The organism is Microcoleus sp. BR0-C5 (genome assembly GCF_036705045.1).
In the GTDB taxonomy this organism is placed as follows: domain Bacteria; phylum Cyanobacteriota; class Cyanobacteriia; order Cyanobacteriales; family Microcoleaceae; genus Microcoleus.
Window position 1 is genome coordinate 1 of sequence record NZ_JAUBTR010000007.1, and the last position, 15,186, is coordinate 15,186.

At 46.1% G+C, this 15,186-nt stretch carries 12 protein-coding genes and 1 pseudogene; 10 read left to right on the plus strand and 3 right to left on the minus strand.

What is annotated here, in order from left to right; all coding sequences use genetic code 11:
* Both QUB08_RS05010 and QUB08_RS05015 read right to left on the minus strand, forming a co-directional pair.
* A pseudogene (locus tag QUB08_RS05010) lies at positions 1 to 107 on the minus strand (photosystem II D2 protein (photosystem q(a) protein)); the annotation flags it as partial.
* A gap of 86 nt (positions 108 to 193) precedes the next feature.
* Entirely contained in the window at positions 194 to 361 is a 168-nt protein-coding gene (locus QUB08_RS05015; RefSeq protein WP_190274341.1) for a hypothetical protein, read from the minus strand.
* Between the two features lie 44 nt (positions 362 to 405).
* Here QUB08_RS05015 and QUB08_RS05020 point away from each other — a divergent pair, with 44 nt between their 5' ends.
* From QUB08_RS05020 to QUB08_RS05055, 8 genes are all read left to right on the plus strand, one after another.
* Entirely contained in the window at positions 406 to 1,731 is a 1,326-nt protein-coding gene (locus tag QUB08_RS05020; RefSeq protein WP_333223732.1) for a transposase, read from the plus strand.
* A gap of 122 nt (positions 1,732 to 1,853) precedes the next feature.
* Positions 1,854 to 2,420 (plus strand): photosystem I assembly protein Ycf4, encoded by a 567-nt coding sequence (locus tag QUB08_RS05025; protein WP_333223733.1) that lies wholly within the window; start codon positions 1,854 to 1,856, stop codon positions 2,418 to 2,420.
* A gap of 563 nt (positions 2,421 to 2,983) precedes the next feature.
* Positions 2,984 to 3,766 (plus strand): peptidylprolyl isomerase, encoded by a 783-nt coding sequence (locus QUB08_RS05030; RefSeq protein ID WP_445300888.1) that lies wholly within the window; start codon positions 2,984 to 2,986, stop codon positions 3,764 to 3,766.
* 216 nt (positions 3,767 to 3,982) lie between these two features.
* Positions 3,983 to 5,176 (plus strand): beta-ketoacyl-ACP synthase, encoded by a 1,194-nt coding sequence (locus QUB08_RS05035; RefSeq protein WP_333223735.1) that lies wholly within the window; start codon positions 3,983 to 3,985, stop codon positions 5,174 to 5,176.
* A 337-nt stretch (positions 5,177 to 5,513) separates the two neighbouring features.
* On the plus strand, positions 5,514 to 6,623 hold the full coding sequence (locus QUB08_RS05040) for an ATP-binding protein (RefSeq protein ID WP_333223736.1): 1,110 nt from the start codon (positions 5,514 to 5,516) through the stop codon (positions 6,621 to 6,623).
* Positions 6,624 to 6,981: 358 nt separating this feature from the next.
* A complete protein-coding gene (mutL, locus tag QUB08_RS05045) occupies positions 6,982 to 8,859 on the plus strand; it encodes a DNA mismatch repair endonuclease MutL (protein ID WP_333223737.1) in 1,878 nt (625 codons plus the stop codon).
* A 401-nt stretch (positions 8,860 to 9,260) separates the two neighbouring features.
* Positions 9,261 to 10,085, plus strand: coding sequence for a SirB1 family protein (locus QUB08_RS05050; protein ID WP_333223738.1), 825 nt, complete (start codon positions 9,261 to 9,263; stop codon positions 10,083 to 10,085).
* A gap of 503 nt (positions 10,086 to 10,588) precedes the next feature.
* Entirely contained in the window at positions 10,589 to 11,275 is a 687-nt protein-coding gene (locus QUB08_RS05055) for an alpha/beta hydrolase (protein ID WP_333157085.1), read from the plus strand.
* A 194-nt stretch (positions 11,276 to 11,469) separates the two neighbouring features.
* On the opposite strand, the gene QUB08_RS05060 is transcribed toward QUB08_RS05055, so the two are convergent.
* A complete protein-coding gene (locus QUB08_RS05060) occupies positions 11,470 to 11,934 on the minus strand; it encodes an SRPBCC family protein (RefSeq protein WP_333223739.1) in 465 nt (154 codons plus the stop codon).
* Positions 11,935 to 12,081: 147 nt separating this feature from the next.
* Here QUB08_RS05060 and QUB08_RS05065 point away from each other — a divergent pair, with 147 nt between their 5' ends.
* The gene (locus QUB08_RS05065) at positions 12,082 to 13,236 is read left to right on the plus strand and encodes a transposase (protein ID WP_333223740.1); all 1,155 of its coding nucleotides are present in this window, start codon (positions 12,082 to 12,084) and stop codon (positions 13,234 to 13,236) included.
* 134 nt (positions 13,237 to 13,370) lie between these two features.
* Positions 13,371 to 15,047, plus strand: a complete 1,677-nt coding sequence (locus tag QUB08_RS05070) for a mechanosensitive ion channel (RefSeq protein ID WP_333223741.1) — start codon at positions 13,371 to 13,373, stop codon at positions 15,045 to 15,047.
* Positions 15,048 to 15,186: the final 139 nt, after the last annotated feature.

Genomic DNA, 15,186 nt, shown 5'->3' on the forward strand with positions numbered 1-15,186 from the left:
AGGATGCCAGACCAGCCTACGAAGACGAAGCGATCGCGTTTGAGCCAGTCGTCGAGGACATCAAAGATGCCTCTTTCGTTCTGGGCGCGTCCGACTGCGATTGTCATTGGGGTAAAATCCTTTTGCTTGTTAAAAGACCAAGGTTTCTAATTAAAGTTAACATAACTATATATTAGAAGTTCATAAATTTCAACTAGAACAGCAGGGTTCCCCCACTAGAGGCGTACTCGATGAAAGCGTGGTTGAGAGGAATGCCATCTTGGTTGACGATGCTCAGCAACAATCCAACTGACCCTTCGTCGCCAAGCGGCGAGTTGGCGGTGGTTGAGGATACGAACAAACACTCTGCGCTTGCACTCAAATCCTTCACAGGGTAAGATTATCCTATTATCTGTTGAAGAAGTTGTGAGCCAAGTAATTACCGCAAAACTCAAATTAAACCTGACTGCCGAGCAAAAAATCTCGGTAGCTCAGGTTTCTTTGGCCTATCGGGATGCGCTGAACTACGCATCCCAAGTGGCATTTGATAACGGTAAATCTGGCAACGGAGCTAAACTACAAAAGTTGGTGTACTCGGAGCTACGGGCATTATTTGGGCTTGGTTCCCAGATGGCGTGTAACGTGCCAAGACAAGTTGCTGCGACTTTTAAGACGCTGTGGACTAAAGCCAAGCAGAATAGCGAGGCGGTTAAAGCTGGGTATACCAAGCGACGGTACAAGGGACTCGATCGAGCTCCCAAATACACCTCGCGGACTTGTACGCTTAATTACCAGCGCGACTACTCCTTTAAAAAGGATCGACGGGTCAGTATTAACACCCTGGATGGTCGAATTGTTGTTCCGTTTGATGGCTACAACAAGCACATCGATCTGATGCGAGCGTCCAAGAAGATCGGTGCTGCTAAAATTGTCTACCAGAAATCCTCGAAGACTTACTATCTAATGGTGAGCTTGGAGGTGGAAACGCCTACTCTCGACCCACTGAACATCACTAGAATTTCTGGTATAGATGTGGGAATGAGATACCTCGCAGTCGAAACAGACTTAGCTAATAAGTCGAGTTTTTATTCGGGCAAGGCGGCTAGACATCGAGCCAACCGTTATCAAAAAGCCAGACAATCTCTACAGCGAAAAGACACCCGTTCGGCGAAGCGAAGATTAATCGCTTTGTCGGGACGGGAGAGACGGTTTATCGCTGATGTGAACCACCAGATTGCGAGTAAAATCGCCAAGCCTAACAGCCTGATTGGACTAGAAGATCTGACCGGAATACGCGATCGAACTAAATCTAAATCGGGCAAACGGGCAAGCAAGAAACAACGGAAAGCTAACAGGAACGTGGCTCAATGGTCGTTTGCCGAATTGCATGGCTATATCGATTACAAGGCTGTGCTGGTTGGCTCGTTAGCTACTAAAGTTCCGGCACATTACACCTCGCAAAGTTGCCCTAAATGTGGGCATACCTCAAAGGCTAATCGACCGAACAAGGGGCTGATTTTCCGCTGTGAATGCTGTGGGCATCAACTTCATGCAGATCTGGTTGGGGCGCGAAATATCGCACTTAGAACGTTGCTCGTCCGGCAAGCCTGGATGAGTACCGGGGTCTTGTCAGCACTCCCTCATGTATCGAGCCGTGAAGCCAAAGCTGAAATCCTTTCGAGGTTTTCGGAATTGAGGTGGAGTTCAGATACAAGCCCCCATCATAGCGGTACTCCGCTTGATGGCGGGTAGTTGACCATAATTAGCAGGAGTTGATACACAATCTCCACCCGCCCGATCGCGATCTCGTCAGCGAAGCGTGACGCTCGGTGGGCTAATTGAATTAAGATTTGGCTTTAAGGCTGTTTAATTTTATGACTGCAAAAACAATGACCTCGATCGATCCTGTCCTGCGCTACCCGGTTTTGGGCTCCCGCCGCTTCAGCAATTACTGGTGGGCGACGGTGGTCAGCATTGGAGGGACTGGTTTCCTGCTGTCGGGCATTTCCAGCTACTTGCACGTTAACCTGCTGCCTTTTGCTGACCCGACTCAGCTTGTTTTCATCCCCCAAGGCATTGCGATGGGTTTCTACGGTGTCTGCGGCGTGCTGTTGGCGCTGTACCTGTGGCTGACTATTCTCTGGGATGTCGGTGGCGGTTACAGCGAGTTCGATCGACAAACTGGTAACATTCGGATCTTTCGCTGGGGTTTTCCCGGCAAAAACCGCAAAGTTGAGTTTAATTGCAAGACATCGGAGGTGCAATCTGTGCGGGTGGACATTAAAGAAGGTCTCAATCCCCGCCGCAGTATTTATCTTAAGCTCAAAGACCGCCGTCAGTTTCCCCTGACTAGAGTCGGACAGCCGATTGCTTTGTCGGAAGTGGAAAATCAAGCGGCCGAATTGGCTCGATTTTTGCAAGTTCCCCTAGAAGGACTATAGGGATTTTCGATGTGCGATTTTAGATTTTAGATTGGTAATGTCTCGTAGGGTGCGCCGGGCCGCGCACCTTACCTACCTGGTAAGTCATTAACTCAGGGCTAAAGCCACGCTCGCTTGTAAGAGAGATCGAAGCAAGCTATAATGACCACCCTAAGTCTTCACTGACTACGTTATATAGGTTATAAGTAACCGGACAGAATTAATTACATCAAGACTTTTGAATAGGCAAGGTTTTTAGGCGGTATTTGGGGTAATTAATTGTGTCCAACTACTTAACACCGGAGAATGCGACGCTAGTTTTCCGCTCTGTTGTTTACAGTTAAACAGTCTTAAAGTCACTGAGACAGTGCTGTAAGCGTGACAAGCCTTTATAACATTGGCGAAGCGAACTTTACCCCAGTAATGGGAGTTTGAGGCAACCATACCTCATCGGAGAGGTTGATTTAATTCCCTCTCCAACCCCGCAAGGGGGATTCAATGCGATTAAAATCGCCGGGTCGTTTTCGTCTCAGGACTGAAGTCTCGCTCGTTTCCCACTTACGGAATTTTCTGTAAAAATACAAATGCAAATGCAAATCAAAATTCAGCGGTGGTTGTTCTCACTTTTAATAATTGGCGCGTTGTTTGTCGGAGGATGCGGTAGTTCCCCTGTGGCAAACTCGACTCCGACATCGAATCCGGCGTCGGGTGAAAATATTTCTTTGTCTCCGTCTCCGTCTCCTGCTGTAGCGGCGAGTTCGCAATTTAGCAATTTGCCACGCTTGGAAGGAAAAGCAACGGTGGTGATGACGGTTAAAGGTGCTCCAATTACGATCGAACTCGACGGCACAAATGCGCCAATTACTGCGGGCAATTTTGTCGATTTGGTTCAGAAAGGTGTCTACGACGGGCTGGTATTTCACCGAGTCGTGCGGGAACCTCAGCCTTTTGTAGTTCAGGGTGGCGATCCCCAGGGTAAAGACCCTAAATTCCCTACGGCGCGGCTGGGAACTGGTGGTTTTATTGACCCGAAAACTACTGTAGAACGCAGGATTCCTCTGGAAATTAAAGCTCAAGGTGCTGCCAATCCGACTTACAGCGCGACGCTACAAGAAGCTGGGGTTAAGGAGAAACCCGTGTTGATGCACAGTCGCGGGGCTGTTGCTATGGCTCGATCGCAGAGTCCTGATTCGGCTTCTTCTCAGTTTTACTTTACTTTGACGGATGTACCGTTTTTGGACGGTAGCTATGCAGTTTTTGGGTACGTGAAGCAAGGGATGGATGTTGTTGATAAGATTCAAGCGGGCGATCGCATTGATAAGGCTACTGTTACTCAGGGTTTGGAAAATTTTAAGCCTGTTACCTGAAGGTAGTCAACCAATTTGGGATTTGGGATTTTAGATTTGGGATTTTAGATTTTAGATTATCCCCACGGGATCGATCCGATGGCTTGTAAATTCTGGATTTGAGATAAGAGAATTGGATTTTAGATTTTAGATTATTCCTTTTTAATCCAAAATCTAAAATCGTCTGCCCTGATTCTTCTTTTAATCCAAAATCTAAAATCTAAAATCGGCTTAGCTATGGATGTTGTTGTTACGGGAATTGGTCTTGTTTCGGCTTTAGGCTCTCTGGAAACAAGCTGGAAAAGACTACTGTCTGGAGAATCGGGAATCGAGGGGAATCAACCTTTTTTAGAACTTGAACGGCGACCTTTGGCTTTAATTGGCACAAAACCGGCCGATTTAATAACTTTAATTCGGCCGGTTTTAGCAGATGCTTTGCAAGATGCTAATTTGACTTGGCCATTGCCTGATTGCGGAATTGTTATTGGCTCTAGCCGAGGTTTCCAGGCAAATTTGGAACTGTTGGCGAGGGAAGGAATAGGGAAGAAGGAAGAAGGAAGAAGGAAGAGGGAAGAGGGAAGGGAATTACCGATTCGAGATTACCAATTACCGATTCCCAATTCTCAATTTGTGAATTTTTTGCCTCACATGGGGGCGATCGCGGCGGCGAGGGCAATTGGCTCGATGGGGCCGGTACTGGCGCCGATGGCTGCTTGTGCGACGGGCCTACAGTCGATCGCCCGTGCTGTTGATTTAATCCGCACTGGTGAGTGTCAGCGGGCGATCGCAGGTGCTGTGGAAGCGCCTATCACACCGCTTACTTTGGCTGGATTTAGCCGGATGGGTGCTTTGGCAAACACTGGGTGCTATCCCTTTGATGAAAATCGGGAAGGCTTTGTGATCGGTGAAGGCGGGGCTTTATTTGTATTAGAATCGGCCGAGTTGGCAAGGCGTCGTGGTGCTAAAATTTACGGTCGAGTTTCCGGTTTTGGCTTGACAAATGATGCTTGCCATGCTAATGCGCCGGAAATGGGGGGGGAAAGTGCGATCGCGGCGGTAAATCAATGTTTGAAACGGAGCAATTTAGCGGCGATTGATATAGATTTTATTCATGCTCACGGTACTGCAACTGAGTTAAATGACCGACACGAAGCACTGTTAATTGATAAGTTATTTCACCCAGGAGTTGCTGTTAGTTCGACTAAGGGGGCTACGGGTCATACTTTGGGAGCTTCGGGAGCTTTGGGCGCGGCTTTTTGTTTGATGAGTATTAAATATCAGATGTTGCCGCCTTGCGTTGGAATGAAAAAACCGGGGTTTGAATTAGATTTTGTTCGCTGTGCGCGATCGGCTATTGTCAGAAATGCGGTTTGTTTAAGTTTTGGCTTTGGCGGGCAGAATGCTGCGATCGTTTTATCTGGCGATCGTTAATTTTTGTAACCTCGGTTGATCGACATTTAAATTACACGATCTCTCTACAGTTAAAATCTTCTGAGGTGGTCGGAGAACCCCCCCCCACATCCAATTTAAATCTCAAAAATAGTACAATACTTATGTATTTTAGTCAATTAACTGAGAATTTTGGTGAGATTGCTGGTGCTGCTATGCTAGTCTGGCTCTGCATCCCGACGCTAATCCTTGCGTCAAAGCCTCGGAGGCTAGAAAAGAGAGCCAGATTAAAGCAGTATTGTATTTTATTAACGCACTGATGCTGATCGGCGAAAATAGAAAAAAGAAACTGTTTAAATTAAGTCTCAGGTATTTTCACATGGATCTGGCCTCTCATCGATTTATGTCTTATTTTGAACCAGAGCAAGCTGCTCACCTTTGCCAAATAGCTGTTTTGGAGAGTTTTGCTGAGGAAACGCTGGTTTTTGAAGAAGGAGAAACAGCGGATTTTTTATATCTAGTTTTAGAAGGTAAAGTCGAGTTTAGCAAGCGGATCGAAAATCATAAATATCAAACTGTTGCTGTCGCTAACCCAGACGATTATTTTGGCGAACTCGGAGTTTTAGACGGAGAGCCTCGCAGTGCTAGAGCTGTGGCAGTTGCAGGCTCGACTTTGGCCAAAATAGACCGTGAAGAACTAATAACAACTCTCCAGTTTGCTAAAGGCAGTTCGGTACTGCAAATGTTTAGTTTCATTACTAAAAATTTACGGGATACCACGGATCAATATGTTAGCCAGTTGGTACACAAACAAAAAATGGTATTGGTAGGAGAAATGGTGAGTACAATTATTCACGATTTCAAAAGCCCTTTTACCGGAATTAAACTCTCCAGTGAAGTGCTCAAAGAAATGCACCCGGATGAGGAAACTCAGGAGTGGTGCGAACTTATTCAATTGCAGGTTCAGCGAATGTTGGGGATGGCTGAAGAAGTGTTAGAATTTTCGCGCGGCAATTCTGTATTAAATAAAAAACCAGTTAATCTAATCCAGACGTTGCAGCAGTTTCAAAAGTTGAACCGAGTTTATTTTGAAGCAGCCAAAGTAGATTTGGTAGTACGGGTGACAGAAGTGATAGTGGAAGCGGACGAAAATAAGATTTTGCGCGTTTTACAAAATTTAGTTGGGAATGCGGTTGAGGCTTTTGGCGGACGAGGGGGGCGGGTGGAGATTGCTGCGTGGCAAAGTGAGGAGTGGGCAGAAATTAGCATTTACGATAACGGCCCGGGCATTCCCCCGGCAATTAAGGAAAAGTTATTTGAACCGTTTGTGACCTATGGTAAACGGACTGGTACTGGGTTGGGAACGGCAATTGTTAAGTCGATGGTTGAGGCTCACAAAGGGCAAATTACTTATGAGTCGGAGGACGGAAAAGGCACAACTTTTTACATCCGCTTGCCGAAAACCCCGGCTTTAGCAGATCAAATTTAAGTAGGTAGGAAGATATATACTTAGGACTTTCTCACTAAGCCTCATATCGATTCCGGTTGCAGTCCTTATAATTGTTGACTTTGACTGTAGACTGTAGAAGGAGGTGTCAAAAAAATCAAAATGGCGCGAATTATTTGTTGGCAGATTGATTCGACTTTACGCCCGACTCCCAAAGCGCGGATTTGATATCATTCCGGCAGTCAGGCCGGAATTGATATCAGAAACTTGGTTGATGAGTAGATATCTTGTTATCAAACAATATTTTTATAATAAACCGGGTTTAAGAGCGTAAGTCCTAATACTGTGTAGCGACTTGCCGAATCAAGTAGAATTGAATTAACGAAATGCTAAAAATCTGATGCCAGTTAATATTCAAACCTTACCCACAGAAGTTATCAACTTAATTGCCGCCGGCGAAGTGATTGACTCGATCGCCTCCGCGGTACGAGAATTAGTTGAAAATTCTCTGGATGCTGGCGCAACTCGCATCGTTGTTTCTGTCTGGCCCGAACAGTGGCGGGTGCAAGTTGCAGATAATGGTACAGGAATGGATCTGGAAAATTTGCGGCAGGCTGCTTCGCCTCACAGTACGAGCAAAATTACCACGGAAGCTGACCTTTACAAAATTGATACTTTGGGATTTCGTGGGGAAGCTTTGCACAGTTTAGCTCAGTTGGGCTGTTTGGAGGTTTTGAGCCGATCGAATGATTTGGGATTGGGGGATTTTTCGGAAAATCCTGAGTCGGCGCCAACCCCCGTCAAATCTTCCTTTAACAAGGGGGGAATTGAAAATGCTCGATCGGGCTGGCGGGTGGTTTACAATAACACGGGCGTTGCTGTGGAGGTGGAAACAGCCGCGATCGCTCCGGGTACGGTGGTGACTGTTGATAATTTGTTTGGCAATTGGCCTGTGCGCCGCAGTTTTTTGTCGCCGGCACAGCAAATGCGATCGATCCAATTAACTCTTCAGCAAATTGCTATTTGTCACCCGCACGTTAATTGGCAGTTGCGTCAAGGAAATACGCCTTGTTTGCACGTAACTCCTGGTAGCACAGCGGAACAACTTTTACCTCAATTTGTGCGCGGTGTGCGATCGAGCGATTTGCAGTATTTAAAGTTAGATTTGCCTGCGAGTCCTCACAATCAGAAAGCAGCCAATTTATTGCGAGAAACTCAGCTTGTGGGCGCTACAGTTAAGCCTAATTACCAATTCCCAGTTGCTACTTCAAAATTCCCAATTCCCAATTCCCAGTTTTTAGAATTAGTAATTGGTTTGCCCGATCGCTGTCACCGCAGGCGGCCGGATTGGGTGAAGGTAGGGGTAAATCGGCGAGTTGTGCGATCGCCCGAATTAGAGCAAACTATTCTCAGCGCCTTTGCCCGCACTTGTCCGCGCGATCGCTATCCCGTGTGTTTTGTTCACCTGCAAATCTCCCCTTCGGAAATCGACTGGAACCGCCACCCGGCTAAGGTGGAAATTTATCTCCATGATCCGAGTTTTTGGCAAGCACAAGTTAGCGCAGCAATTGATCGTGCTTTGCATTTGAACGATGAAGTTTTGCCACCGGCCCCAATTCCCGATCGAGTGGGACAATTGCTGAAGGCATCGGAACAAAAAAGTGCTTACAGTGTGGGGATTTCGGCTAGGCAGAATGATGGTGGCGACGAACAGGAAAAAGCTAATCAAATAGGATTGATGGAATTGAGGGCGATCGCTCAAGTTCACAATACTTACATTGTTGCAGAACATTCCAGCGGCATGTGGTTGGTGGAACAACACATCGCTCACGAGCGCGTTTTGTACGAGCAATTGTGCGCGGCTTGGCAGCTAAAATGTCTAGAAAAACCAGTAATTCTCAGTCAATTATCTGCACTGCAAATTGAGAATTTATCCCGCTTAGGTTTGGAAGTAGAAAGTTTTGGGGAACAGCTATGGGCTGCCCGCGAAGTTCCTGAATTGTTAGCCGATCGAGATGACTGTGCGGATGCGCTTTTTGAACTCAGTAAAGTCGCAGATTTACAAGCGGCTCAAGTTGCGACTGCTTGCCGTAGCGCTATGCGAAACGGTACTCCTTTGAGTCTTTCCCAAATGCAAAATTTGTTGGATGAATGGCAGCAAACTCGCAATCCGCGCACTTGTCCTCACGGCCGCCCTATCTATTTTGCTTTGGAAGAATCGACTCTGGCTCGGATTTTTCGCCGCAGTTGGGTGATTGGTAAAAGTCACGGGATTTGAAGGTTGATTTGACATCCGAGGGCCTTCACCTCAATCTGGATCGAGCGCAAAAAATATCGTGAAGCTTTATTAAAAATAGGGGCTGATTTAGATAAAAAAACTTAGAATATATTAAAATTCAAATAATCCACTGTTTTTAATATCTTTGGGGCAACAGGCAAGATGCCTGTTCCACAAGAAAAAATGCCTGTCTTACCATAAAAAAATTAATTATACTACAAAAAGCTGCAACAGGCAAGATGCCTGTTCCACAAGAAAAAGTTCCTGTTTTACCATGAAAAAGGTTAATTATACTACAAAAAATGTCGATTTACCCGAAGAATCTTTGTTGTGGAACAGGCCGAAAAGCCTGTTCATGATATTAGTCCAATAAGTACATTAAAAATAAATCAATAATAAATATGGATTTTCCGATCGCCCGACAACTCTTTTATCGAGAAATAAATCAGCCTGATGGCTCGATCGACCTGGCGAAAGCTGCTCTTTATATGGCTTTGGAAGAATACCCAAATTTAGAGCCAGAGGAGTATCTCAACGCTCTCGACACGATCGCAGATGAGGTGCGCTCACGCCTGCCGGCACAGAATTATCCGCTGCGGATTATTCAAACTATTAATAGCTATTTATACGGGGAGTTGCAGTTTGGGGGCAATGATGCGGATTATTACGACCCCCGCAATAGCTTTTTGAATGAAGTGATCGATCGGCGTACTGGCATTCCAATCTCTTTATCTTTGGTTTATTTGGAGGTTGCTAAGCGCATTGATTTTCCGATGGTGGGAATTGGGATGCCGGGACATTTTTTAATTAGACCGGATTTTGAAGATTCTGGCATTTTTGTTGATGCGTTTAACGGCGGCGAAATCTTGTTTCCTGAAGATTGTCAAGCCAGACTTTCTCAAATTTATGGTCAACCTATGGAGTTGCAGCCGGCTTTTCTCGCCCCGGTAAGTCGCCGACATTTGTTGGGGCGAATGCTGGGAAATCTGAAGGCGATTTACTTGCAACAGGGAGATGCTGTGAGGGTACTCTGGGCGATTGAACGGATTTTGCTGCTGTTTCCCGAGGCGCTGGGGGAACGGCGCGATCGCGGAATTCTCTATTATCAACTGGGACGCTTGGTCGAAGCGCGCCACGATTTGGAACTATACCTGAGAAATGCTCCGAATGCTCCTGATGCTGCTAGAATTCGCCAATTGGTCGATCGGCTCGATCGGGATATGTGAACTTAAATTTGGTATCGATCGCACACTATAGCCATCCTCGCATCATTTGTAAATTTCTTACTCCCTCCCCTTGATAAGGGGAGGGTTGGGGTGGGGTCAAAAATTTACGACTCCTGCAAGGATTGCTATATAAGAGGTGAAAGCGACACTCCATAAACTGCTGCCCGACGGCCCAATTTCGCTTTTATAATTTTTGCAAAGCTATCTAAAATTGTCAAATAGCTAATTATAACATATTAATTGTCAATTAATACCTATCTTTTGATAGGTTAAATTTCCTTGACATGACTGTAAAATCATAGGTCATTTACCGAACTTCCGAGTCTACTTTCCAGACTGATACCCGCACTGATACCCGCACTGATACCCCCACTGATACCCGCACTGATACCCGCACTGATACCCCCACTGATACCCGCACTGATACCCGCACTGATACCCGCACTGATACCCCCACAGACGAGCCATCTAAAAAGTATTTTGACGTAAAGAGGCACAAACTCATGAACTTTCAGTTTCAACAAGGTTATCTCACCGGAATGCAACCGCTGTCAGCCCATTTAACCAAAAGAATGTCAAAGTCTTTATCATTGGGTTTGGCGCTTTTGCTGGGAACAAGTGCAGTATTCCTAAGCAGCGACAAAGCCTTTGCATTAGATAATGTTACCGTAAAATACGGTGCTGTTGACGTAACATTACCGATGAGCGATTTACAAAGCTTTGCACAAACCGGCCAAGCATCATCTCAACTGCAAAGCGTTCTGAGTCTTGCGAAACAAACTCCCGAGTCGGTGCGCGAAATATTAACGCGAGAAGTGCCTTTAGATTCCCAATTAGTAGCGCGGCTAGCAAGCACTTATTTTGGGGAAATTGTTTTCAAAGAATTAGGCGAGGTTGCTTATGCGCCGACTGCGAGGCTTCAAAGCGTGCCCGCACTGCGCGATGCTTTAGTCGCAGCTTCCAAAGATGGCAAAATATCGCTGATTGAAGTGATGCAAAATTACAGCCCTGCGGCCTTAGAAGTTGACGGCAATCAAGCGATGGTTATCTACGAGCGAGTGATTAAAGATGTGCAAGATTTGCAAGCTTTGTATCAGAATTCCCCGGCTTTGCAAAATACCGCCGGCCAAGCGGTGAATTCTGCTAGACAAATGATTTGTCAGCCCAGTCCATCAGGAAGTGCGAAATAAATAACTGAAGTTGGAGGGAATTGGGAATTGGGAATTGGGAATTGGGAATTGGGAATTGGGAATTGGGAATTGGGAATTGGGAATTGGTGCTTTTTTCCTATTAGCTCTAGCTTTCACCTATTAGAAATTACTCATGACCCATTACCAATTCTTCGGCTACGCGAGGGTAAAAGTTCCCAATTACCCATTATCCATTACCCCTTACCCATTCTTTGAGATAGTTGCTCGGCTACCCGCTTGAGTCGGCGGAGTTGGTCTTTCATATCTTTTTCCGTCCAAGGGGCTGCCAAGCGATTGAAACCAAATCTAATTAAACGATTGGGAATTTGAAATTCAAAGCGGTTAATCAAGAGAGTTCCTTGGATTTGCGGCTGGCATTCCCAACGATCGCATCCTTTGAAAAATCCGTCAAACCCCCAAACAATTAAACCTGGTTGTCGCTCCAACACAACACTCTCTAAAGAGGGTTGCAAAACTGGAATTTTTATGATAAATAAGCTGCGACTTCCTACGGCAGTATCCCATTCGCCCTGGGGATCGCAGCGTAGCAAGGGATTGAGCCACTTGTGCATTAAAGTGCGATCGACTATACATTGCTCCACCACAGTAGCAGCAGCGCGAATTTCAATGGATTGCTCGAAAACTTGACGAATTGACATGAGAACCTGCAACAAGGAGGGTATTACAAAACTTTGCTTAGTTTATAGTCCTTTATTTACTTGTAACGTCAATTTTTCCAGAAATTAAAAGATTGACACACTCATAAATACAGTGTATCATCTTGAAATAAAGTATATATACCGATTATGGAGTTAGTCGAAAGGCACATCATTAAACCCAATCATAGGTTTTATCGAGAAGCCGATAGACTGTCTTGGCTGTACAAAAATCTTTACAATAGCGCTAACTACATCTACCCTCAAAACTTTTTCGCTAGCCAACAAACAAACGCTCTGGCTATTTATCACGCCCTCAAAACAAGTCCTGATTACAAAGCACTGCCCGCAAAGGTAGCAGAAAGCACCCTCGGCTTAGTCCTCAAAGCATGGACTAGCTACTATCTGGCGGTGCGAAACTATCAAGAAGACAGCACAAAATTTAAAACCGCACCGAAACTTCCTGATGATAAAGGCTCAAGAGAGCGAAAAAGAGAGGACGGGCGCTATGTAGTTGTATTTAATAGTCAAGCAGTCAACAAAAAAGCCTTAAAAAAAGGATATGCTCGTCCCTCTGGGACTAATATTTGGTGGCTGTCAAAAGTCACCTCGATTCTGGAAATCCGGATTGTTCCCAAAGTAGGTTGTTATGTTGTCGAGGTGCTCTATGAAAAGTTAGAACAGCCTTTACAAGTTAATCAGAGAGTAGCTGCCATAGATTTAGGATTAAACAATCTGGCAATATTAACCTACAATGTTCCTGGGTTAGTACCGACAATCTACGAGGGACGGGGTGTTAAGTCAAGAAACCAATACTGCAATCAAGTTTCATCGGCATTGAAATCATGGCTCCCCCTAGCGCCAAAAACCAGTAAAAAACTCGCCCGATTGTGTCACAAGCGTAACTGTAAAGTGGATTACTACCTCCACACGAGGTGTTCCGCAATTATTAAAGAACTCGTTAATCATCACATGGGCTTGCTAGCGATCGGCTGGAACCATGATTTTAAAGATGGGATTAATACCGGTAAGGTTAATAATCAAAATTTTGCCTGTATTCCCCATTGCCGGTTCGTGCAAATGTTGCAGTACAAAGGACAACGTGCGGGAATTCAAGTTGTGTTAGTTGAGGAGAGTTCCACCTCCAAATGTTCAGCTTGGGATTTGGAACCAATTCACCAACATTCCGACTACATTGGCAGTAGGGTAAAAAGAGGATTATTCAGAACCAAAACTGGACGATTCATAAAGGCCGATTTGAATATTGGCCCAAAAGCAGTCGGAGATGGGTTTATCCCTAATTAGATAGAGGGTTTTGTAGTTAACCCAGTACATTAAAAGTGTACAAACATTAAATTTAGGCGATGTCTAGATTTTTTGGAACTATTATTAAAGTTTCGTCTTCTCCTTGTCAAATGTGACGTTAACCTGAGAAAAAAATGAATGAAACTTGGCAAGAAATAACTAGACCCATATCGGGCCCAATAGCGGCTTTGTCCGATCGCATTTTGGCACAGGCCCAGCCCGCGAATGCCCTGACAGATGCGGAACGCGGAATTAACAATTTCCTTCAGGGTTCAAACATTGAAAATCTCCTCTGGGCCGTCGGTATCCTCCTCATTGGCTTGATAGTATCAGCCCTCGTCTCTTCTGTAGTCGGGGGATTGCTCAAGAAGACTACGATCGACAACCGGCTGGCTGCTTGGATTACCGGCCGCCCGGAAGGAGCTGGAGCCCCGCAAGTGGAAAAATGGATTTCCGCAGCGGTGTTCTGGATCATTTTTGTCTTTTTCCTAATTGCCTTTTTCAACCGGCTGAATCTCACGGCTGTCTCGCAACCCCTCAATACTTTTCTCAATCAAATTACCGGTTTCTTGCCGAAGTTAGCCGGCGCGCTAATTTGGTTGGGGATTGCTTGGGTGTTGGCAACTGTAGCCAAAATGGCCGTATCGCGGGCGATGCGGGCTTTTAGCGTGGACGAGCGCTTGAATCAGGAGGTGGGCGCTGCGCCCACTGAGCGCCCTTTGCTGCTGAGCGATACTGTGGCGAATGCGCTGTACTGGTTCATTTTTCTGCTGTTTTTGCCGCTGATTCTCGACTCACTGGAAATGCAGCAGGCTCTGCTGCCGGTTAATAATTTACTCAACCAAATTCTGGCGGCAATTCCGAAAATTCTGGAAGCTGTGCTGATTGGGTTTGTGGGCTGGCTGCTGGCTATGGTGGTGCGGCGGATTGTCACGAATCTATTGGCGGCTGCTGGGGCGGACGGTTTGGGCGCTCGGTTTGGAATTTCGCGGACTTCGGGCGGACAATCGCTGTCGTGGATTGTCGGTACGATCGTCTATGTTTTGATTTTGATTCCAACGGCGATCGCAGCTCTGAACGCTTTGGACATTCAAGCGATTTCGCAGCCGGCAGTCGCGATGCTCAACGACATTTTGGGCGCGGTTCCCAAAATCTTCACGGCAGCCATGATTCTGGCGCTTGCTTACATTTTGGGGCGCTGGGTAGGCGATTTGGTTACTAATATCATGACCGGAATTGGCTTCAACAATGTCTTTTCTTGGTTGGGGGTGCAGCCACCGAAACAGTCGCTGAGGCTACCGCCAAGTTCGTTCGATCCGGAGGCAACGATTCTTCAGGAACCGGAACTTCCGGCCCGCACGCCTTCTGAGTTGGTCGGCATTGTGGTGCAGGTGGGCATCCTGCTGTTTGCAGTGGTGGCTGCTACCGACGTGCTGCAAATTCCAGCGCTGACGGCTATTGTTAGCGGTATTGTCCTGGTTGCAGGTAGGGTGCTAGCCGGTTTGGTGGTATTTGCGATCGGCTTGTATTTGGCGAATCTGGCGTTTAGTTTGATTGCCAGTTCTGGAACGCGCCAAGCACGGCTTTTGGGCCAAGCGGCTCGGATTGCGATTATTGCCTTTGTTTCGGCCTTGGCGCTGCAACAGATGGGCATTGGCAGCGATATTGTGAATTTGGCTTTCGGGCTGCTGCTTGGGGCGATCGCAGTTGGGATTGCTCTAGCTTTTGGTTTGGGCGGGCGCGAGATTGCGGCCGACCAAATTCGCGAATTGTTAGCGTCGTTTAAACAAGATAAAACGCCACGTTTGTAACTCTATAAAAAGGCGTTTGTACTTGACAAACGCCTTTTTTTGATGATTAATTTCATTGTGAGGGTCGCGAAGCAATCGCAAAGACTTTGAATTTGAGGATACAGCTATAGACTTTTCGTAAGCAGAGATTGATTCTTGT